Origin of the sequence: Cohnella sp. WQ 127256, assembly GCF_024519285.1 — a bacterium.
Classification (GTDB): domain Bacteria; phylum Bacillota; class Bacilli; order Paenibacillales; family Paenibacillaceae; genus Cohnella.
The window spans coordinates 586140-606710 of sequence record NZ_JAMZCY010000005.1; the positions used below are offsets into that span (position 1 = coordinate 586140).

The window sequence follows — 20571 nt, forward strand, 5'->3', positions numbered from 1 at the left end:
ATTGATGACATGGGAATACGCTGTTATAATGAAGTGATCGTCATTTGACGCATGGAATCGGCTGGAGGGTATTTATTGTCATGGCAGAACTCACTTTTAAACAAAGCCACATACGTAATTTTTGCATTATTGCACATATCGATCATGGTAAATCGACTTTGGCCGACCGCATTTTGGAATATACGGGAACGTTGACTTCTCGCGAAATGCAAGCCCAAGTATTGGATTCTATGGATCTTGAACGCGAGCGCGGCATTACGATTAAGCTTACTGCCGTTCGTTTACTTTATAAAGCAGACGACGGCGAGACGTATATGCTACATTTGATCGATACTCCGGGACACGTGGATTTCACTTACGAGGTATCCCGAAGCTTAGCGGCTTGTGAAGGCGCGATATTAGTTATTGATGCTGCACAAGGGATTGAAGCTCAGACTTTGGCTAACGTGTACCTTGCTCTAGACAACAACCTAGAGATCGTTCCCCTAATTAACAAAATCGACTTGCCAAGTGCTGACCCCGATCGGGTAAAGCAAGAAGTTGAGGATGTTATCGGACTGGATACGAGCGATGCGGTGCTTGCATCTGCGAAGAACGGGATCGGAATCAAAGAAATATTGGAGCAGATCGTACAGAAGGTGCCAGCACCTCAAGGTGATCGGGACAAACCGCTTAAAGCACTCGTGTTCGACTCCCATTATGATGCTTATAAGGGCGTTGTCAGTTATATTCGGGTCATTGACGGAACGATTCGTGCTGGAACCCGTATGAAGTTCATGGCTACGGGTGCGAACTACGAGGTTGTCGAAGTCGGAACGTTCGCGCCTGGTCCGGTTGCTGTGCGCGAGCTTGGACCTGGTGACGTAGGTTTTGTTAGCGCATCGATTAAGAACGTTAAAGATATTCATGTCGGAGATACAATTACGGACATGAAAAATCCGACACCGGAAGCACTTCCGGGCTACCGAAGCATTAACCCGATGGTATTCTGCGGACTGTATCCGATTGAATCTACAGATTATAATGATTTGCGTGACGCATTGGAGAAGCTTGAGCTTAACGATGCTGCACTACGTTATGAGGCTGAATCGTCTCAAGCACTTGGTTTTGGTTTCCGTTGCGGTTTCTTAGGAATGCTGCATATGGAAATTATCCAAGAACGTATCGAGCGCGAGTTTAACATTCCACTGATCACGACTGCACCGAGCGTTATTTTCAAAGTAACGTTAACGAACGGTCAAGTACTGAATATTTCCAACCCTGCTGATTATCCAGAAGCGGGTAAAATCGATTTCGTTGAAGAACCGTATGTTAAGGCTTCGATTATCGTACCAAATGATTTCGTTGGCGCGATTATGGAATTGTGCCAAAATAAACGCGGAGAGTTCATTGATATGCAATACTTGGACACGAACCGTGTAACGTTGAAATATAATGTACCGCTCGCGGAAATCGTCTATGATTTCTTCGATCAGTTGAAATCAAGCACGAAGGGTTACGCTTCTTTTGATTACGAGCTTATTGGCTACCGTCAGTCTAGCCTTGTTAAGATCGATATTTTGCTCAATGCGGAGAAAGTAGATGCATTGTCCTTTATCGTGCATAAGGATAGAGCAACTAGTCGCGGTCGTGTCATTTGTGAAAAATTGAAGGAACTGATTCCACGCCAAATGTTCGAGGTTCCGATCCAAGCCGCGATTGGACAAAAAATCGTTGCTCGTGAGTCGATCAGAGCGATGCGCAAAAACGTTCTTGCGAAATGTTACGGCGGAGATATTTCCCGTAAACGTAAGCTTCTCGATAAGCAAAAAGAAGGTAAAAAACGCATGAAGCAAGTGGGTAACGTCGAAGTGCCTCAAGAAGCGTTCATGGCTGTACTCAGGCTGGATGAGGATTAAGATAAGTTGGACGAGATTGGCGGGCTTCTGGCCCGCTTTTCGCTATATCAGAGCAAAAAAAGGCATTGAAGTGAGGTTAAGATTATGGAACACCCATTAAATACGACAAATCACGTACCAGCGGTTCATGAATGGACACCGCGGGCGCTATATATTCATATCCCTTTCTGTACGAACAAGTGCTTTTACTGTGATTTTAATTCATACGTGGCTGCAGGACAGCCAATTGATGCCTATTTGGACGCCTTGGAAAATGAGATGAAGCTGACGGTTGCCGAACATCCTCCGACGATCATTAATACGGTTTTCGTTGGTGGGGGTACGCCAACGGTGCTTACACCTCCTCAGATGACCCGGTTTTTGTCATCGGTAAAGAAATATTTTCCGCTAGCTGACGATGTTGAGTTCACGATGGAAGCGAACCCGGGAACGACTGACATGGAGAAGCTTAAAGCGATGCGTGAAGGTGGCGTAAACAGAATCAGCTTCGGAGCGCAGACATTCGATGATGGCTTGCTAGCTACGATAGGTAGAATTCATGCTGCCCAAGATGTTATCGAGAGCATCGCGAATGCCAAGGCAGCGGGATTTACGAACCTGTCTATCGACCTCATGTTCGGATTGCCGAACCAAACCTTACAACAGCTTAAGGATAGCGTGACTAAAGCTTTGGAGCTGGATTTGCCCCATTATTCCCTCTATGGCTTGAAGGTAGAGGAGAATACATTGTTCCATCGTTTGTATCAACGTGATGAGCTGCCTCTTCCTGAGGAGGATGATGAGCTTGCTATGTATGAGCACCTTATGGAACGATTAGGTAATGCGGGCTACCGTCATTATGAAATCAGTAACTTTGCGCGACCAGGATTTGAAAGCCAGCATAACACGACATACTGGCACAATGAGCCCTACTATGGCCTAGGAGCGGGTGCTCATGGTTACTTGCTTGGGCAACGGCATGTCAATATTAAAGGTGTGCAGCCTTATATCGAATCAGCTAATAAGGCGCTGCCGCGCTTGGAGCAAAATAACGTCAGCGTTGAAGAAGCGATGGGTGACTTCATGATGGTAGGCTTGCGTTTGCAGGAAGGTGTAGATCAGTTAAGCTTCGAGCGTCAATTCAACGGAGCTAATCTGGAAGAGCTATTCGGCGAGGCATTGCAGAAGCTGCAGAAGCAAGGGCTACTGGAAAAAGTGGAGCAGCCGGCGGGTTATCGTCTTACTTCGAAAGGTATTTTGTTCGGCAACGAGGTATTCGGCGCATTCGTGTAACGCTAGTGCCTCGCCAGAGTTTCACTTCTTGTTCATTTCCTCATTAAATCTACCTGATCCGCCTTTGGTGATGCTAAGCGTCTGCCAATCGGCGGATTTGTGCGCTTTAGCAACATAAACGATCTGTCAATAGATGTTCGTTATTTCTGAGCATGGACACCACTCCTTGGATTCGAATGATTGCAGTCCTATTTTACGTTGTATTAGTGTGATCTGCTGAATATCTTTTGTATTAGAGCAATAAACATCTTCTTTCAAACCGATTGAAATGACTCTTGAATGTTCATTCTCTTTGATGTATATTTATTCATAAATATCTGATGCTTGGAGAGAAGGAATTCACATGTCAGTCGTCTGCCGCAAGGCGCAGTTAGAGGATGTTGATGCGCTTTTTGAACTTATACAGGGTTATGCAGCCAAAGGAATTATGTTACCTCGTTCTCGTGAGGTATTAATCCGAATAATCGATACCTTCTTAGTCGTGCAAGACGGTGATCGGCTTATTGGCTGCGGCTCATTGTGTCGTCTAGGTAGCGATTTGGTAGAAATTCGTTCGCTAGGCATCGTAGATGGTTATAAAGGACAAGGAATAGGTAGTCTCTTAGTGGATGCCTTAATGGAAGAAGCAGGGGTTCAAGGCATTCCTAAAGTGATGGCGTTAACTTATGAAGCAGCCTTCTTTCAGAAAAATGGCTTCAAAATAGTGGACAAAGAGATTTTTCCGGAAAAAGTATGGACGGATTGCGTACATTGCCCTAAACAGCATTGCTGTGACGAAATCGCCGTAGTCAGGTTAACTGAACCATTAGCTGTTAATGAACAATTAAGCTTTGCCCAAATATGATAGAACCTGCCAAATCGAGCCGGAACGTCCTTGACATGACCGCCCTCGGTTTGGTATTTTTGTATTAGTAATTAGCACTCGACGAAAAGGAGTGCTAACGAAATGGATAAGCGGATAGCTAGAAGGGGGAATTCGGATGCTGAGTGAACGTCAACGTATGATACTTAACGCGATAATAGACGATTATATTCGTTCCGCCGAACCTGTCGGATCTCGCAGCATATCCAAGCGTGGAGATGTGATCTTTAGTCCTGCCACCATCCGTAACGAGATGGCGGACTTAGAGGAGATGGGATTGCTTGAGCAACCTCATACATCAGCAGGCCGTATTCCTTCTATTAAAGGTTACCGCTATTATGTTGACCACCTCGTTACTTTGGATGGAGTGGGAGACCAGGATGCTCGGAAGCTCCGTACTTTTTTCGCGGAGAAGATGAACCACTGGGAAGGGGTAATCGGACATGCGGCGACCATTTTGTCCCAACTGACCAATTACACTTCAATCGTTCTCGGACCAGAGATGTTCAGTACGACGTTGAAGCATTTTCAATTGATTCCGATCAATGATGTTTCAGCGGTAGCCATTATTGTGGCCAATACTGGACATGTTGAACACCGAACGATATCCATTCCGGATGGAATATCGATGGATGACATGGGTAAAATTGTGAACCTGTTGAATGAAAAGCTCACAGGCGTCCCATTTTACAAAGTTAAATCCGTTTTGCACAGTGAAATTGCCAAAGAATTAAGTCGTTATGTTGAGCAATGTGAGGACATACTGACGCTTCTGGAGCAGACGATTACGGAAGAGCAGGAGCCTAAGGTGTTTTTTAGTGGGGCATCTAATATGCTCACTCAGCCGGAATTCAAGGATGTCGACAAAGCGAAGAACATTCTAGGAATGCTCGAGGAAACACAATTGCTGATGCAATTGTTTCAGTCCAATCCGACAGGCATTCAGGTGAAAATCGGCACTGAAAATACGTTGGAAGCGATCAATCAATGTAGCTTGATTACGGCAACGTACTCCTATGAGGGGCAATCATTAGGTACGATAGGCATATTGGGACCTACTCGAATGGAGTATGGGAAAGTCATTAGTTTACTCAATTTTTTATCTAAGGATATCGCATTGATGATGTCCCGTTGGTATAAGTAAAACGTTGCATATCCCCAAGGTAAGGGTGGCACGGTAAGGAGGTGAACTCTACATGAATACGAAAGAAACGAAGGAGCCAGTAAACATGGATGAGCATCAAGAGGACTCTTTAGTAAATGAAATGGGTTCTGATATCAATGAAGCTTCCCATTCAGCAGGCGAACAACCAACGACAAACGAGAACACCGAAGAAAACGCCATCGTTGTCGAGCTTCAGCGCCAAGTGGATGATAATCATAGCCGTTACTTACGCGCGCAAGCCGATTTCGATAATTTTCGTCGGCGTACATTAAAGGAAAAAGAAGAAATTACGAAGTATGCTTCATTGAAGCTGATTACGGAATTGTTGCCAGTAATGGATAATTTCCAGCGTGCGTTGCAGACCGAAGGAGAGAGCACGGAAAGCGAAGCTTTCGTTAAGGGCGTTGATATGATCTATCGCCAGCTTTCTCAAGTATTGGAATCCGAAGGTTTAAAACCAATGGAAGCTGTTGGTCAACCCTTTGATCCGGAAATGCACCAAGCGATTATGACGGTGGAAACCGATGAGTACGAAGAAGGAATTGTAGTTGAAGCGATTCAAAACGGCTACTGGCTGAAGGATAAAGTTATTCGCCCAGCTATGGTTAAAGTAAGTGGGTAATAAATATTAGATCGACCATTCCAAGAAAAGTGCACTTATATGAAGGAGGACTATAGTTATGAGTAAAGTAATCGGGATTGACCTTGGAACCACAAACTCATGCGTAGCAGTAATGGAAGGCGGCGAAGCTGTCGTTATCGCTAACGCAGAAGGAAATCGTACAACCCCTTCGGTTGTAGGCTTTAAGAAAGATGGAGAACGCGTAGTCGGCGAGACAGCGAAACGTCAAGCCATTACAAACCCTGATCGTACAATAAGCTCCATCAAACGCCACATGGGTACTAGTCACAAAGAATCGATCGAAGGTAAAGCCTATTCTGCTCCTGAAATTTCAGCAATCATCTTGCAAAAGCTAAAAGCTGATGCGGAAGCATACTTAGGCCAAACCGTAACGCAAGCCGTTATTACTGTTCCTGCATACTTTAATGATAGCCAACGTCAAGCGACTAAAGATGCTGGTAACATTGCGGGTCTTGAAGTTCTTCGTATCGTTAACGAACCGACTGCTGCTGCACTTGCTTATGGCTTTGAGAAACAAGAAGATCAAACGATTCTTGTATTCGACTTAGGTGGCGGTACGTTCGATGTAAGTATTCTTGAATTGGGCGAAGGCTTCTTCGAAGTTAAAGCAACAAGCGGAGACAACCATTTGGGTGGCGATGATTTCGACCAAATCATCATGGAATGGATGTCTGGCGAGTTCAAGAAAGAGCATGGAATCGACTTGTTGAAAGATAAATCTGCGATCCAACGTCTTAAAGATGCTGCTGAGAAAGCGAAAAAAGAACTTTCTGGCGTCGTATCCACAACAATCTCCTTGCCGTTCATCACGGTTGTAGACGGAGTTCCTCAGCATTTAGAGCTTAACCTTAGCCGTTCCAAATTCGACGAGCTGACTTCAAGCTTGGTTGAGCGTACGATGGGACCTACTCGTCAAGCTTTGTCCGATGCTGGAATGACAGCTTCCGACATTCATAAAGTTGTATTGGTTGGGGGATCTACTCGTATCCCAGCCGTTCAAGAAGCGATTAAAAAGCTTACAGGCCAAGATCCACATAAAGGCGTTAACCCCGATGAAGTTGTTGCACTAGGTGCAGCTGTTCAAGCCGGTGTATTGACAGGCGAAGTTAAAGATGTTGTCTTGCTCGACGTGACTCCATTGTCCCTCGGTATTGAAACTGCAGGTGGCGTATTGACGAAAATGATCGATCGTAACACAACGATTCCAACAAGCAAATCTCAAGTGTATTCCACATATGCAGATATGCAAACCCAAGTAGAAATCCACGTCCTGCAAGGGGAACGTGCGATGGCTAAAGACAACAAAACGTTGGGTCGATTTATTCTTAGCGACATTCCTGCTGCACCTCGTGGCGTACCACAAATCGAAGTTACTTTTGACATCGATGCGAACGGTATCGTTAATGTTTCGGCACTCGATAAAGGCACAGGCAAGAGCCAAAAAATCACAATTACATCTTCCAGCGGTTTGAGCAAGGAAGAAATCGATCGTATGCAGCAAGAAGCTGAGTTGCATGCGGAAGAAGATAAAGCTCGTCGTGAGCTTATCGAAGCTAAGAACAGCGCTGACCAACTCATCTATAGCGTAGACAAAACAATCAAAGACCTAGGTGATAAAGTCGACGCAAGCGAGATTGATAAAGCGAACGTTGGAAAAGAGAAGTTGACGGTAGCATTAGCTTCCGATAACCTTGAAGAGATCAAAACAGCAACAGACGAGTTGAGCGAAATCGTACAGCAATTGTCGGTTAAGCTATATGAGCAAGCGGCTCAACAAGCGCAAGCTCAAGGTGGCCAAGACGGCGCTGATGCTGGTAACGGAAATGGTCCAGCAAACGACAATGTCGTGGATGCGGATTATGAAGTTGTCGATGAAGACAACAAAAAATAAGATTTGGTTGTAGTTAAAACCGAAAGTCAAAGTGATTTCCGTCATTCACGGGATCACTTTGACTTTCCTTCATGAGGAGGTGGGGAATTGGCGAACAAACGGGATTATTATGAGGTTCTGGAGCTACAGAAAAATGCCTCTACAGACGACGTTAAGAAAGCTTATCGGAAGCTTGCCCGCCAATATCATCCTGACGTCAATAAAGCGTCGGATGCCGAGGCTAAATTTAAAGAAGTTAAAGAAGCTTATGATGTGCTTAGCGATGATCAGCAACGGACACGTTACGACCAGTTTGGCCATCAGGACCCGAATGCTGGCTTTGGTGGCGGTGGCGGCGGAGCGGATTTCGGTGGTGGCTTCGGCGACATTTTTGATATGTTCTTCGGCGGTGGTGGCGGAGGCAGGAGAGATCCGAATGCCCCACAACGTGGTAACGATTTGCAATATACAATGACGATCGAGTTTAAGGAAGCGATATTCGGTAAAGAAACGGATATTACAATTCCGCGTACGGAATCGTGCGATACATGTCATGGTAACGGTGCGAAGCCGGGCACGAAGCCGGAAACCTGTTCGACATGCCGTGGATCTGGTCAGCAGGAAGTTGCTCAGAATACACCTTTTGGCAGAATCGTTAATCGTCGTGCATGTACGTCTTGTTCTGGACGGGGTACGATTATTAAGGAGCGTTGCGGTACTTGCTCTGGTAATGGTCAAGTTAAGAAGCAACGTAAGATTCACGTTAAAATCCCTGCAGGAGTCGATGAGGGAGCACAGCTTCGCGTAAGTGGCGAAGGTGAAGGCGGTACACGTGGTGGTCCAGCAGGAGATTTGTATATTGTACTACGGGTTAAATCTCATGAGTTTTTCGAGCGTGAGGGCGATGACGTCTTCTGTGAAATTCCATTAACCTTTACGCAAGCAGCGTTAGGTGATGAAATTGAGATTCCTACTTTAACGGAGAAGGTTAAGCTGAAGGTGCCAGCAGGCACGCAGACGGGAACTTACTTCCGCTTGAAGGGGAAAGGTGTTCCGAAGCTTCGTGGATACGGGCAAGGTGATCAGCAGGTGAAGGTGACCATCGTTACTCCAACCCAACTGAGTGAAGATCAGCGTGAGCTGCTTCGCGATTTTGCCGCTAAGAGTGGTGCATCTACACACGAGCATAGTAAGTCCATCTTCGAAAGAATGAAACGCGCAATATTAGGCGATTAATTCATAAGAATAGAACAAAACCCGTCCAGGCAACTGGGCGGGTTCTTCATGTTTGCTCCTAGTTCACTGCGTCTAAGTCTAGCGGAACAGAATCATAATCCAAGGCGTAAGGCACAAGGTAAGGAGTGCTGTGAATAGCATTGAGATGCCCGCTACGGATCCGGTAACGGAGCCATATTCCAGCGCCTTACTAATTCCAGCAGAATGCGCGCTTGTGCCGAATACAATCCCTCGTGCAACGGGATTGCGAATGCGACACCATTTGACAACTAAGGGACCAACAATCATTCCGAGTAGTCCAGTGATCATAGTTGCTACAGCGGTAATTGGTGGTAGACCACCTATCATCCCAGAAACCGTTACGGCAATTGGTGTTGTTGCAGAACGTGGTGCTAGACTATCCATGATCTCAGGAGTCAATTGAAGTAATCGTGACATCCCTGCAGAGGTTACGATGGCGGACAGCGCCCCACCACCTACACCGACGAGGATTATTGTGGCATTCTTTTTAAGCACATCTAAGTGCTTATAAAGGGTGACGGCTAAGGCGATTGTCGCAGGTTCCACCATGTCGGTGAGCCAGTGTGCACCTTGGTCGTAGTTGGTGAAGGAAACTCCGCCAACATTGAGGGTCACAATTAGCACAAATGGACATACGAGTAGGGGGTTCAAAATGATCCTGGGATATCGTGAATATAGAAATTTAGAAATAAAGTAGACAGCAATAGTGAAAATTAGCCAGATAAGTGCAGATAACATGAGGTTACTTGGCTCCTTTCACTTTTCGTGTAGCGAGCTTTTGACTGACTAAGCCTGCGCACACCATGACAATAACGATGCTGCAAATAATCGTCAATACGATCCGAAGACCGCTACTCATAACGAGATTTTTATATTCGATAATATGAACCGTCGCAGGGACGAAAAATAGGAGCATATTCGCAAGTAGCCATTTGGACCCGAGATCAATCCAGTCGAACCGAATCACTTTGAGTTGCAGCAATACAAACAGGATTGCAATGCCAATCAAACTACCAGGTATCGGAAGCTGAAGGGATTGAACGGAAATGTCTGCCGCCTTAGCTAGCAAAATAAAAAACGATACTTGTGCGATCGTTTTTAACAATGTTCTCATTCTTTTGTCCAACTCCTTCAGTTATTCAGTATACGAGCATGGGCAATATACGTAAAATGAATATATAGAATGATTTTCATTCCATTTAGTTATGATCTGAGGGGCGAGAGATTTGGACATTCGACATCTGCTATACATTACTGCAATCGTTCGTCACAACAGCTTCACGAAGGCAGCCGAGGCGTTGCATATTACTCAACCTACGATTAGTAAGGCGATTCGGAATTTGGAGCGAGAGCTCGATATAGAGTTATTTGTCAGAGACAAAAAGACGGTTAAGCTGACAGATGCAGGTGAAGCAATCGTTCGTCATGCAGGACCGATATTACATTCTTTCGATAATATGGTCATCGAGCTGAACGATTTAACTTATTTGAAGCAAGGTCACATCCGAATCGGACTTCCACCAATGGCAGGATCGAATTTTTTTCCTGGTGTGATTAAGCAATTCCAAGAGCGTTATCCGGGGATATCGATTAAGTTGGAGGAGGATGGGGCTGCGAAAATTGTACAGGGTATCGCTGACGGGGTGTTAGATGCGGGCGTTGTGTTATGTCCAATTGATGAGAGGGCATTCGATTCTTTTTCTCTTGTCAAAGATAAAATGAAGGTGATCATGCATCCATCCCATCGGCTTGCAACGCGGAAACGGATTGATTTACGTGAATTGGCTTCTGAAAGGTTCATTTTATTCGGGAGTGATTTCGCCTTGCACGATTGCATTATTAACGAATGTAATTTAGTAGGGTTTTCACCTACCATCGTATATGAAAGCTCGCAGTGGGATTTTATCGGCGAGATGGTTGCAGAAAATTTAGGTATCGCGATGCTACCCGATACGATATGCAGATTGTTACAACCTGATAAGATTTATAGCGTCGAGCTCGAAACTCCAATTCCATGGCATTTGGCTATGGCGTGGAGGCGTGAAGGTTATCTTTCGTTAGCGACCCGAGAATGGATTGCATTCACTCGTTCGCAGTTCGCCAAAGGCTGAACCGAGTTTAAGATTGCATGATTGCACGCACCGTCACTTAGGTGCGTTTTTTTGTATAAGCAATGCACAGGAAGAGAACTCTATTTGAATCGTTGTGATGTGGGCTTAATCCGCGTCAAATTAGGAGGAATGATCCATGGCAAAGAAAAGTAAGCAATTACCTACGGCAAGTGTTGAGGATGTTGAGTTCGCTGATGAAGTGGCAGATAGTGATGATAAAGAAGCGCAAAAACGTGCGGAAGCAGCTGATCGGCGAGCTACAGCGGATGAAGGAGAGTGACCCCATTGGTTATGCAGTCTCTGCAAGCAAAGTTCGCAACACAAGATCAAGCTGAATCCGTTATGCGAAAGCTTGCTTCGTTAAGAAGCGATTGTTTTCGACTAGAGAGGGTCGGAAGTGATACACATGGTGAAGGTTTATCAACACCTGGTTTAGCGGGTGCTGGCTTTCAGTCCTCATTGGAGGTTGAGGCTTCCTTAGATGCCGCTGGCTTTCAAGCGAACTCTACGGATAGTGTGGGAGCTTCCTCTGTGTTTACTTTGTCTGCAAATGTACCGACAGAGGCTACGGAACAAGCCCGAACAGTTATCCTCCAAGCCGGTGGCGAATTCCTCTAATATTCCACTGACGTAAGATACATCATCAGAAGTGTGATGTGTCTTGCGTCATCCTTCTCCCTTCTCCCTACTATCCCCTTCGCTCAGAAGTTCGCGGTATGGTGAGTATGTTGTATAAGCATGGCCTATCTCCACTATCCCCTTCGCTCAGAAGTTCGCGGTAAGGCGCGTATGTTGTATGGGTATGAACCTGTGCACTATCCCCTTCGCTCAGAAGTTCGCGGTATGGTGAGTATGTTGTATAAGCATGGCCTATCTCCACTATCCCCTTCGCTCAGAAGTTCGCGGTAAGGCGCGCATGTTGTATGAACATGACCTGTCCACTATCCCCTTCGCTCAGAAGTTCGCGGTAAGGCGCGCATGTAGTATGAGCGTGACCTGCCCACTATCCCCTTCGCTCAGAAGTTTGCGGTAAGTTGCGCATGGCCTATCTCCACTATCCCCTTCGCTCAGAAGTTCGCAGAAAGCCGCGCGTGTTGTAAGAGTATGAACCTGTCCACTATCTCCATCGCTCCGTTAATAAATATGCAGTTATTAATCCGACTTAACTCTGGAGAATACGGACTTAGTGAATTCGACCTGTTATCGCTATAACGTCAGTTCTTGAAATATGAAGATAAACCGATAGAACCGCAACCTGAGCGAAGGGGATAGTGGACAAAAGGGGCCAGGAGGAAAGAGCAGCAACCTGAGCGAGGGGGATAGTGGACATAGGGGTTACAGGGGGCGCTAATGGAGAACTGCACAAAAGTCGCACAAAGTCGATGAAATAGGCGTTGTTTTTTGCATCCGGCAAAACAGTACGTGTATAATGGGATTCATTGAAGAGTCATCAGGGGAGGAAAAGATTTGCGCTGGCATGAATTAACCGTCCTAGCGACGGAATCATCTCAAGAAATGGTTACACATTACTTAACAGAGCTTGGAGCAGGTGGCGTTTCCGTTGAAGAAGCGTGGTCGGCAGATACACCAAGAGATACGAAATATGGAGAGGTGTACGACACTCCGTTAAATGATATCAGACCTGGCTATGCTGTTTTTAAGGCTTATTTTTCCGAAGATACTAAAATGGAGCCTATCGCTATTGAGTTGAAAGCATTATTGGAGGGGCTTCCGGAATTCAACTATGATGCTGGAGAATTTACAATAGCTATTGGCGATGTACATGAGGACGATTGGGCACATGCCTGGAAAAAATATTTTAAACCGATTGCAATCACAGAACGTTTGACAATAAAGCCTACTTGGGAGGAATACACACCTAAGGCGAATGAGTTAATTATCGAGCTTGATCCTGGCATGGCATTCGGAACAGGAACGCACGCCACAACAGCACTCTGTCTCAAGGCGCTTGATAACGCTATACAAGGCGGAGAGCAGATTATTGACGTTGGCACAGGTTCTGGTGTGCTTGCTATTGGGGCGATGAAGCTCGGTGCCTCGAAGGTGTTGGCATTAGATCTTGATCCTGTTGCTGTGAAATGTGCACAAGAAAACATCACTCTGAACGGATATGAGAATGATGTTGAAGTTAGGCTTAGCGATTTGTTAGGTGTACTGAATGAGAGCGAGAAATCAGCCACCGATTCCAACACCGTGTCTGAAAAGGTAGCAGTTGGCGTTACAACACCGGTAGATCTTGTCGTCGCCAACATTTTAGCTGAAATTATTTTGCTTTTCATTAGCGATGTTATGGAAGTACTTAAGCCGGGTGGAATATATATTACTTCGGGTATTTACAAGAACAAAGAAATGATTGTAGAAGCTGGCTTACTTGCAGCAGGCTTTGAGATCATTGAGGTGTTGAGGCAAGAAGAGTGGGTTGCGTTCGTTGCTGGAAAACCGAAGGGGGATGGCGAGTGAGCTTTTTTTGGTTTCCGATAGAGCATTTGCCCATCATTATCATCATCATGCTGCTCTCTTTTAGTGTGCATGAATTTGCTCATGCATGGACCGCCTATAAGTTTGGTGATGATACGGCCTACAAAGAAGGAAGAGTAACTCTTAATCCTTTAGCACATTTGGATTGGATGGGGATGTTGTTCCTCTTATTAGCCGGATTCGGTTGGGCAAAGCCTGTTCCTGTTCGTCGTAGTAGGTTCAAGAATCCGCGACTGATGAGTATTTTCGTTACGGCAGCAGGTCCAATAAGTAACCTCATACTTGGGTTTGTATTTCTATTATTTCTAGACTTATTAAATGTATTTGGCGTTTTCAATCATGCTTCTAGTGATTTTATTATTAACTTGGCTTATTTTACACATTATTGGATGGCGATTAACATTGCTCTATTCCTTTTTAATCTCATTCCTATTCCACCTTTAGATGGCTACCGGATCTTAGAGGAATTCCTTTCCGTCAGAACTCGAATGAAAATACAAGAGATGGGCCAATGGATAACGTTTGCCTTCCTTCTAATCATCTTTATCCCTCCGCTTCGAGACGCAACGATTGGTCAATTGATGAGCTTAAGATCTCCGATTATGAGCGGAATGGTAGAAATTCTTGATCCTATCTTTGGTGAAAATAACATAGCAAAATTAATCTTTCAAATCCTTAGATGGTAGTAATAATAGCTTGGACGAGGTATGATGAAGGATGGAATATACTCAGGAGGCTAGGTTAAGATGCAGCGTTATTTTGTGCCTGAAGGGCAGATGGGACAGCATTCCGTTACGCTCGAAGGAGAAGACGCGCGGCATATAGGCGCCGTCATGAGATCTAAGCCTGGAGATTGTTTGATCGCATGCGATGGCAATGGACGCGATGTGCTTGCTAAGATTGTATCGGTTGATAAAAATAATGTGCAAGCAGATATTATTGAACAACTATCCTCGAATGCAGAGATGGTGTGGAAGGTCACGATAGCACAGAGCCTACCCAAAGGGGATAAGCTTGAGATTGTGATCCAGAAAGGCACGGAGGCGGGAGCATGCATTTTCCAGCCTTTCCTGTCTCAACGGACCATTGTTCAATATGACGAGCGGAAGGAAGCTAAACGGATCGAGCGTTGGCGCAAGATCGCCAAAGAAGCTGCCGAACAAAGCCACCGCAGCATCATTCCGCACATTAATGCGGTTAGTTCTTGGAAATCCTTACTTAAACAGTTCGTGGATTATGATCTCATCTTATTCTGCTACGAAGAAGAAGGTCGTTCTGGAGCAGTTGAGTTACGTGAACTGCTCCAGGATTTCAAGTCTAAGCAGTGGGAAACGGCTCCTCGTATCATGGTTATTATAGGACCAGAAGGTGGCTTTACCTCGCAGGAAGCGGATGCAGCCGTTGCATCCGGTGCAAAGTTAATTGGATTAGGGAAAAGAATATTACGGACGGAGACAGCTGCATTATACGCACTTGCTTGTCTTGCTTATGAGTCCGGAGAGTTGGGAGGAAACTGAGATGCCGAACGTGGCATTTTATACACTTGGCTGTAAAGTCAATTTTTATGATACCGAGGCGATCTGGCAGCTGTTCAAGAACGAAGGCTATGAGCAGGTCGATTTCGAGCAGACGGCGGATGTATACTTAATTAACACATGTACAGTTACGAATACGGGAGACAAGAAGAGTCGGCAAATTATCCGCCGCGCTGTTCGTCGTAATCCGGATGCTGTAATCGCTGTAACGGGCTGTTATGCCCAAACCTCACCCGCAGAAATTATGGCGATCCCTGGTGTTGATCTCGTTATCGGCACGCAGGACCGCGAGAAGCTAATGTCTTTCATTACGGATATTCAGGACGACCGTAAGCCGGTTAATGCTGTCCGTAACATCATGAAGACAAGAGAGTTTGAAGAGCTGGACGTTCCGAATTTCGTAGGTCATACACGCGCTTTCCTTAAGATTCAGGAGGGCTGCAACAACTTCTGCACTTTCTGTATTATTCCTTGGTCTCGTGGACTCTCACGCAGCCGGAAACCGGAAAGTGTTTTGGAGCAAGCCCATCAACTCGTGGCGTCTGGGTACAAGGAAATTGTGTTGACGGGGATTCATACCGGAGGCTACGGTGATGACTTGGAAAACTATCGGTTAGCGAATCTGCTGTCCGATCTTGATAAGGTTGAAGGACTTGAGCGAATTCGCATCAGTTCAATCGAAGCGAGCCAGATTGACGAGAAGGTTATCGCCATTCTGAATAGCTCACCTAAGATGTGCCGTCATCTACACATTCCACTTCAAGCAGGTGACGACGAAATTCTGAAGAGAATGCGTCGCAAGTACACCACATCTGAATTTGCGGAAAAAATTCGTTTGATTCAGGAAGCAATGCCGGGGGTTGCGATTACAACAGATGTAATCGTCGGCTTCCCTGGCGAGACGCAGGAGCAGTTCGAGAACGGCTTCCGCTTCATGGAATCGATGAATTTTGCAGAAATGCACGTTTTCCCTTATTCGAAGCGTACAGGGACTCCTGCAGCGCGTATGGAAGAGCAAGTGGATGATGAAGTGAAGAACGAGCGCGTGCATCAGCTCATCGATTTGTCTGAGCGGATGCAAGCCTCTTATGCTCGAGGATGGGTAGGCAGTATTCTGGATGTTATTCCTGAACGGGATGGCAAAGCTTTAAGAGCTCCAGGGGTTATTGCCGGATATACGGACAACTATATTCAAGTTGTATTCAACGGAGATCCGTCACTGATTGGTAAGCTTTGCCGAGTTCGTATTACGGACTCTGGTGTGAACGAATGCCAGGGCGAGCTTTTTGAAGTGTTGGATGTCGTTACACCATCAGTAGCTATGCAAGCTTAAGAATCTAAAGCGAAGATTTCATCGCAAGGCAGGCATGCGCAAGCTTTCCTCCCAGCGGTGAAATCTTTTTCTCATACATAGGACTAAGAGAAGGGGTTATGAGCTATGAAGACTGAAATTTCCGCAGGGGGCGTCGTCTACCGAAAGGTTGACGGGCAGCTAGAAATCCAGCTTATTGAAGATCGTTTTGGTAAGATGACTCTTGCTAAAGGGAAGATGGAGCCGGGGGAAACAGTGGAACAAACCGCGCTACGCGAAATTCAAGAGGAAACGGGCATTACGGGAACTCTCACGGCACCGTTAAATATCATTTCATACTTATATGAGCATGCTCATTTGGGCACAGTTCAGAAAGAAGTCCATTACTATCTCGTTGAAGCCGGAGATGAACAACTTCAGGCGCAGATCGAGGAAATCACTGGAGTTGCTTGGTATGCACCTCAGGAAGCATGGAGACTACAAAGAGACTCTGGCTACGACAACAACGATGAAGTGTTCCGGCTAGCTTTCTACAACCTTGGTATCGAGGTTGAGGGTTGATCGTCGATGCTATCCATTACTTTGCGGAACGCCATAGGGGTAAATAGGCAAGCGGTAAGGCGAGCAGGGAGCAGGCTACGTTAAAGATCGTTTGTGCGTGAGCGATTTGAGCGGATGGATCCGCGGGATCCATATAGACGGCTGCGGCATGTAACACTCCAATTAAGGGGTAAAAGAGTAAGGCGCCGCTCGTATTGAGTACAAGCTGTGACAAGGCAACGAAGCGTCCTCCAGGACCTCCACTTAGGGAAGCGATCATTCCTGTAAAGCATGTACCAATATTTGCACCAAGCACGATGGCAATGCCTGCTTCTGGTGAGATGGCTCCACTAGCTGCGAGCCCCATACACATGGCGATGACTGCAGAGCTAGAATGGACTAGCGCGGTAAGCGCAGCGCCTCCGAGCACTCCCCACAGGAGGTTCTCGTTCGTATGTCGCATCAAAGCTTCGAAATAATCATTTTCACGTAGGGCAGGCCCCATTCCTTGGAGCAGCTTGAAGCCGATGAGCAGCAGCCCGAAGCCTCCTAACGCAACGGATATGTAACGTAAAGACAATCCCCAACGCGGATCCAGGGAAGAGTCTCTCATTTCGTTAAACATATAGGTTATGATCCATCCTATTGCGCTTAGCAGCAGGAGTGGGAATCCATATCGGTGAAGCTGAAGGCTCATCAGCTCGGTTGTTAAACAAGTTCCTACATTGGTTCCAAGAATGATCCCGAAGCTGCGAGAAAGGGAGAGCCATCCGGCGTTCACGAAGCCGATCGTTAAGACGGTCACGGCCGTGCTGCTTTGTAATAGCGCAGAGGCGGCAGTACCGACGGCAAAACCACGAAGTGGCGTGGCGGTTGAGCGAGAAACCCAGCTAGAAAGCTTATGACCGGCCCAACGTTGTAATGAGGCTTCCATGACCTTCATTCCAGACAGCAATAACGCAAAACCAAGTATTGACGGGACGATGAAATTCGCTATCATTTTTTGCACCCCCGTTTAACACTATGCAAAAACAGGACAAGTTTATGATTGGATTAGGAGCGGATGATAAAATGTGCAGTCAGGCAAAGGTATGGTTAAATAAAGGCAGACGTCCTCGGTTGGAGGAAGGCCACCCGTGGATTTATGCGAATGAAATCGCCAAGACCGAGGGCGAAGCAACACCGGGACAGCTGGTGGAGGTTTGTGATCATCGTGGTTTAATGCTAGGTACAGGCTATTGGAATCCAGCTTCACAGATGACAGTTCGCATAGTCGCTTATGGACCACTCGAAAGCATGGATGTAGCTTTTTTCCGCAATCGTTTTGAGCGTGCTGCATCCCATCGTACTCGCTTTCTAGGCGAAGAAACGTCATGTCGCCTTGTATATGGGGAAGCCGATTTTCTTCCGGGCTTGGTCGTAGACCGGTTCAATGATGTGCTAGTTGTCCAAGTGCTGACACTAGGAATGGAAGTCGCGAAGGATGCTTGGCTTCAAGCATTGATCGAAGTGTTCAAACCCATGGGCATCTATGAGAGAAGCGATGTAGGCGTACGCACATTGGAAGGCTTAGAGGAAAGAACGGGGATCTTGTACGGAGAGTGTCCGAGACTGATCGAGATCGTTGAAAATGGATTAAAGGTACAAGTGGATATCGAAGGCGGTCAAAAAACCGGATATTTCTTCGATCAACGTGAAAATAGAGCTGCAATTAAACCGCTTGTCAAAGGCTGGGGAGCTCGCAGTGGAATTAAGCTTCAGGAGAGAGAGTCTGATGAAGGCGGCACTCGGTTAGTTCCGGTTAATGCAAATGGCAGTGAGGTCAGCTTTCCCTATTGGGACGGTGCGACCGTACTGGAATGCTTCGCGCATACAGGGAGTTTTACATTGCATGCCTGCGATTACGGCGCAAAGAAAGTAACTTGTCTTGATATTTCCGAGCATGCCTTGCAGACAGCTCGTCATAATGTGGAGATTAACGGGTTTACGGAACGCGTGGAATTCGTGGCAGCCGATGCATTCGAGTACTTGCGTCAGCAGGTAGCTGGTCGTGACGAACGTCAAGTGCGAGCGAATGCGAAAGCTTCAGGCACGAAGGTGGATACCTCTAAGCCTCTTGCTATTGAGGGACGAACATGGGATATCATTATTTTGGACCCTCCGGCGTTCGCCAAGACGAAGCGTGCAGTTGAGGGAGCTTGCCGTGGGTATAAAGACATTAACCTTCAGGCGATGAAGCTATTGAATGAGGGTGGCTACTTGGTAACAGCGAGCTGCTCCTATCATGTGAGACCAGAGCTCTTCCTAGAAACGATCCAAGAAGCAGCGAAAGATGCAGGTAAAATCATTCGACGTATCGACTGGCGAGGTGCTGGTAAGGATCATCCGCAGCTTGCCGGCGTTGAAGAAGGACATTATTTGAAGTTCGGGATTTTCGAGGTAAGGAGCCGCAAAGAGCTGTAATCGTTGTGGTTTAATATATTGTTAAGAGAATGTTAGCAAATCGTTGGATGAATTCCTCTCGTTTCGGGAACATTTCTAACGCCTCTAGATTATTCTAATGTATGAGGCATGGAAACGGGAGGTATAGACATGGTGCACGAAGTGATTTTGTTCGGTAAACGAGCGGTTCCTTTGGAAAACCGGGCTAAAGCCCTGAGTAGCCGAAGCCGTCTTAATAATCGAATGCAAGCAATGGCGGGTGATTTAGAGTTTCGCCGCCGTTGGAAACACGTCAGCTATATCGAGCTCTGGTCGGATGCAGCGATCTTTAAATATGATGACGGTAGCAAATGGTACATGAATATTTCATAATCTCGACGAATGTCGGGAAATTCAATGTAAAAAAGTGAAGCGTCAGGGTAACCTGGCGTTTTTCTTATGTCGTTTTCTTAGATTTACTGCGGGTGGTACCATAAAAAGATGAGTCTATCTGTTACTGCTACCGGGGGTTATGATGACTTCAGAAGCATAATATCCCAATTCAAGCAGGAGGAATTACAATGGAAGACCAATTGGTTACCCCGAAAATAAAGCGTGCAAACCATTTTTATCGCAGAAGAAATACTCCGACTTATACCTTTATGGCGTGGGGAGCATTCGTGTTGGCATGTGGCTTCGAATTCGGAGGCATCTATACGCTAAAGCAACCCTTATCCGTACAAGGCTTCTATGCAGCGGTCGGAATTCTCATTATCATAACCTCATTTGTCTTGCAGAAGGTTGTCCGAGACAATGATGAAGATAACTTCCTTAGGGAGCAAAATCCAACTCACCGTAGAAGGAATACCTCAGCCTTTACCTTTCTGTCTTGGGCAGGTTTTCTATTGGCTGTATTGTTCCAATTTGTTGGATTATCGACACTTGAAGAGCCCCTTTATGTCGTCGGATATTATGCTATTGCTGCTGTATTCCTTATCGTTTCCTGCCTCGTTCTGCAGAAGACAATCCGGGATAATGAAGAGGATCAGTTTAGTAGTATGGGGACGGACGATAGCTAAGAGCTCATGTTAAACGGTATGACAAGAATACGAACATACGCACTTATAATGGGTGTGTGTTATAATTATTTGAATAGCGTTTTACGGTGAAAATATTAAAGCAAGGG

General features: G+C 46.0%; 21 protein-coding genes and 1 pseudogene. 19 read left to right on the top strand and 3 right to left on the bottom strand.

Annotated features, from left to right (window positions below; all coding sequences use genetic code 11):
• The first annotated feature begins 80 nt into the window (after positions 1-80).
• The 7 genes from lepA (at position 81) to dnaJ (ending at position 8946) form a co-directional block, all read left to right on the top strand.
• A complete protein-coding gene (gene lepA, locus M1K58_RS17680) occupies positions 81-1898 on the top strand; it encodes a translation elongation factor 4 (protein WP_256760161.1) in 1818 nt (605 codons plus the stop codon).
• 84 nt (positions 1899-1982) lie between these two features.
• Positions 1983-3170, top strand: coding sequence for a radical SAM family heme chaperone HemW (gene hemW, locus M1K58_RS17685; protein WP_256760162.1), 1188 nt, complete (start codon positions 1983-1985; stop codon positions 3168-3170).
• 343 nt (positions 3171-3513) lie between these two features.
• On the top strand, positions 3514-4014 hold the full coding sequence (locus tag M1K58_RS17690) for an N-acetyltransferase (protein ID WP_256760163.1): 501 nt from the start codon (positions 3514-3516) through the stop codon (positions 4012-4014).
• A 136-nt stretch (positions 4015-4150) separates the two neighbouring features.
• Positions 4151-5176 (top strand): heat-inducible transcriptional repressor HrcA, encoded by a 1026-nt coding sequence (hrcA, locus tag M1K58_RS17695; protein WP_256760164.1) that lies wholly within the window; start codon positions 4151-4153, stop codon positions 5174-5176.
• A gap of 52 nt (positions 5177-5228) precedes the next feature.
• Positions 5229-5819 carry a nucleotide exchange factor GrpE gene (gene grpE, locus M1K58_RS17700; RefSeq protein ID WP_256760165.1) on the top strand — a complete coding sequence of 197 codons (591 nt, stop codon included), beginning with the start codon at positions 5229-5231 and terminating at the stop codon, positions 5817-5819.
• Positions 5820-5877: 58 nt separating this feature from the next.
• On the top strand, positions 5878-7731 hold the full coding sequence (gene dnaK / locus M1K58_RS17705) for a molecular chaperone DnaK (protein WP_256760166.1): 1854 nt from the start codon (positions 5878-5880) through the stop codon (positions 7729-7731).
• An 87-nt stretch (positions 7732-7818) separates the two neighbouring features.
• Positions 7819-8946, top strand: a complete 1128-nt coding sequence (dnaJ, locus tag M1K58_RS17710; RefSeq protein WP_256760167.1) for a molecular chaperone DnaJ — start codon at positions 7819-7821, stop codon at positions 8944-8946.
• Between the two features lie 78 nt (positions 8947-9024).
• Here dnaJ and M1K58_RS17715 read toward each other — a convergent pair whose 3' ends face one another.
• Both M1K58_RS17715 and M1K58_RS17720 read right to left on the bottom strand, forming a co-directional pair.
• Positions 9025-9705, bottom strand: a complete 681-nt coding sequence (locus tag M1K58_RS17715; RefSeq protein WP_256760168.1) for an LrgB family protein — start codon at positions 9703-9705, stop codon at positions 9025-9027.
• Between the two features lie 4 nt (positions 9706-9709).
• A complete protein-coding gene (locus tag M1K58_RS17720; protein ID WP_256760169.1) occupies positions 9710-10081 on the bottom strand; it encodes a CidA/LrgA family protein in 372 nt (123 codons plus the stop codon).
• Between the two features lie 112 nt (positions 10082-10193).
• Between M1K58_RS17720 and M1K58_RS17725 the strand changes: the two genes are divergently transcribed.
• From M1K58_RS17725 to M1K58_RS17760, 8 genes are all read left to right on the top strand, one after another.
• Positions 10194-11078, top strand: coding sequence for a LysR family transcriptional regulator (locus tag M1K58_RS17725; RefSeq protein WP_256760170.1), 885 nt, complete (start codon positions 10194-10196; stop codon positions 11076-11078).
• A 136-nt stretch (positions 11079-11214) separates the two neighbouring features.
• Complete coding sequence (locus tag M1K58_RS17730; protein ID WP_256760171.1) at positions 11215-11358, top strand: YfhD family protein; 144 nt, start codon at positions 11215-11217, stop codon at positions 11356-11358.
• 5 nt (positions 11359-11363) lie between these two features.
• A complete protein-coding gene (locus M1K58_RS17735; protein WP_256760172.1) occupies positions 11364-11696 on the top strand; it encodes a hypothetical protein in 333 nt (110 codons plus the stop codon).
• An 849-nt stretch (positions 11697-12545) separates the two neighbouring features.
• Positions 12546-13559: a 50S ribosomal protein L11 methyltransferase gene (prmA, locus tag M1K58_RS17740; RefSeq protein WP_256760173.1), complete on the top strand. Its 1014-nt coding sequence runs from the start codon at positions 12546-12548 to the stop codon at positions 13557-13559.
• Positions 13556-14263, top strand: coding sequence for a site-2 protease family protein (locus tag M1K58_RS17745; RefSeq protein WP_256760174.1), 708 nt, complete (start codon positions 13556-13558; stop codon positions 14261-14263). Before prmA ends, M1K58_RS17745 begins: the two co-directional genes overlap by 4 nt.
• A gap of 60 nt (positions 14264-14323) precedes the next feature.
• Positions 14324-15094, top strand: a complete 771-nt coding sequence (locus M1K58_RS17750; protein WP_256760175.1) for a 16S rRNA (uracil(1498)-N(3))-methyltransferase — start codon at positions 14324-14326, stop codon at positions 15092-15094.
• A 1-nt stretch (position 15095) separates the two neighbouring features.
• The gene (gene mtaB / locus M1K58_RS17755; protein WP_256760176.1) at positions 15096-16445 is read left to right on the top strand and encodes a tRNA (N(6)-L-threonylcarbamoyladenosine(37)-C(2))-methylthiotransferase MtaB; all 1350 of its coding nucleotides are present in this window, start codon (positions 15096-15098) and stop codon (positions 16443-16445) included.
• Positions 16446-16550: 105 nt separating this feature from the next.
• Positions 16551-16985, top strand: a complete 435-nt coding sequence (locus M1K58_RS17760; RefSeq protein ID WP_256760177.1) for an NUDIX hydrolase — start codon at positions 16551-16553, stop codon at positions 16983-16985.
• A gap of 16 nt (positions 16986-17001) precedes the next feature.
• On the opposite strand, the gene M1K58_RS17765 is transcribed toward M1K58_RS17760, so the two are convergent.
• Positions 17002-17964 (bottom strand): Na/Pi cotransporter family protein, encoded by a 963-nt coding sequence (locus M1K58_RS17765; RefSeq protein ID WP_256760178.1) that lies wholly within the window; start codon positions 17962-17964, stop codon positions 17002-17004.
• Positions 17965-18035: 71 nt separating this feature from the next.
• Here M1K58_RS17765 and M1K58_RS17770 point away from each other — a divergent pair, with 71 nt between their 5' ends.
• From M1K58_RS17770 to M1K58_RS17785, 4 genes and pseudogenes are all read left to right on the top strand, one after another.
• On the top strand, positions 18036-19427 hold the full coding sequence (locus M1K58_RS17770) for a class I SAM-dependent rRNA methyltransferase (protein WP_256760179.1): 1392 nt from the start codon (positions 18036-18038) through the stop codon (positions 19425-19427).
• Positions 19428-19556: 129 nt separating this feature from the next.
• Complete coding sequence (locus tag M1K58_RS17775) at positions 19557-19778, top strand: hypothetical protein (RefSeq protein WP_256760180.1); 222 nt, start codon at positions 19557-19559, stop codon at positions 19776-19778.
• Between the two features lie 188 nt (positions 19779-19966).
• Positions 19967-20212, top strand: a pseudogene (locus tag M1K58_RS29505) (YiaA/YiaB family inner membrane protein); the annotation flags it as partial.
• A gap of 57 nt (positions 20213-20269) precedes the next feature.
• The gene (locus tag M1K58_RS17785) at positions 20270-20464 is read left to right on the top strand and encodes a YiaA/YiaB family inner membrane protein (protein ID WP_256760344.1); all 195 of its coding nucleotides are present in this window, start codon (positions 20270-20272) and stop codon (positions 20462-20464) included.
• The last annotated feature ends 107 nt before the right edge of the window (positions 20465-20571 follow it).

Bases quoted from the DNA above. Each gene is read 5' to 3' on its own strand.
- M1K58_RS17750 (WP_256760175.1), top strand. From the start codon at position 14,324: ATGCAGCGTTATTTTGTGCCTGAAGGGCAGATGGGACAGCATTCCGTT.
- M1K58_RS17720 (WP_256760169.1), bottom strand. From the start codon at position 10,081: ATGAGAACATTGTTAAAAACGATCGCACAAGTATCGTTTTTTATTTTG.
- lepA (WP_256760161.1), top strand. From the start codon at position 81: ATGGCAGAACTCACTTTTAAACAAAGCCACATACGTAATTTTTGCATT.
- M1K58_RS17770 (WP_256760179.1), top strand. From the start codon at position 18,036: ATGTGCAGTCAGGCAAAGGTATGGTTAAATAAAGGCAGACGTCCTCGG.
- mtaB (WP_256760176.1), top strand. From the start codon at position 15,096: ATGCCGAACGTGGCATTTTATACACTTGGCTGTAAAGTCAATTTTTAT.
- dnaK (WP_256760166.1), top strand. From the start codon at position 5,878: ATGAGTAAAGTAATCGGGATTGACCTTGGAACCACAAACTCATGCGTA.
- M1K58_RS17760 (WP_256760177.1), top strand. From the start codon at position 16,551: ATGAAGACTGAAATTTCCGCAGGGGGCGTCGTCTACCGAAAGGTTGAC.
- hemW (WP_256760162.1), top strand. From the start codon at position 1,983: ATGGAACACCCATTAAATACGACAAATCACGTACCAGCGGTTCATGAA.
- grpE (WP_256760165.1), top strand. From the start codon at position 5,229: ATGAATACGAAAGAAACGAAGGAGCCAGTAAACATGGATGAGCATCAA.
- M1K58_RS17765 (WP_256760178.1), bottom strand. From the start codon at position 17,964: ATGATAGCGAATTTCATCGTCCCGTCAATACTTGGTTTTGCGTTATTG.
- M1K58_RS17715 (WP_256760168.1), bottom strand. From the start codon at position 9,705: ATGTTATCTGCACTTATCTGGCTAATTTTCACTATTGCTGTCTACTTT.
- M1K58_RS17775 (WP_256760180.1), top strand. From the start codon at position 19,557: ATGGTGCACGAAGTGATTTTGTTCGGTAAACGAGCGGTTCCTTTGGAA.
- M1K58_RS17690 (WP_256760163.1), top strand. From the start codon at position 3,514: ATGTCAGTCGTCTGCCGCAAGGCGCAGTTAGAGGATGTTGATGCGCTT.
- M1K58_RS17730 (WP_256760171.1), top strand. From the start codon at position 11,215: ATGGCAAAGAAAAGTAAGCAATTACCTACGGCAAGTGTTGAGGATGTT.
- hrcA (WP_256760164.1), top strand. From the start codon at position 4,151: ATGCTGAGTGAACGTCAACGTATGATACTTAACGCGATAATAGACGAT.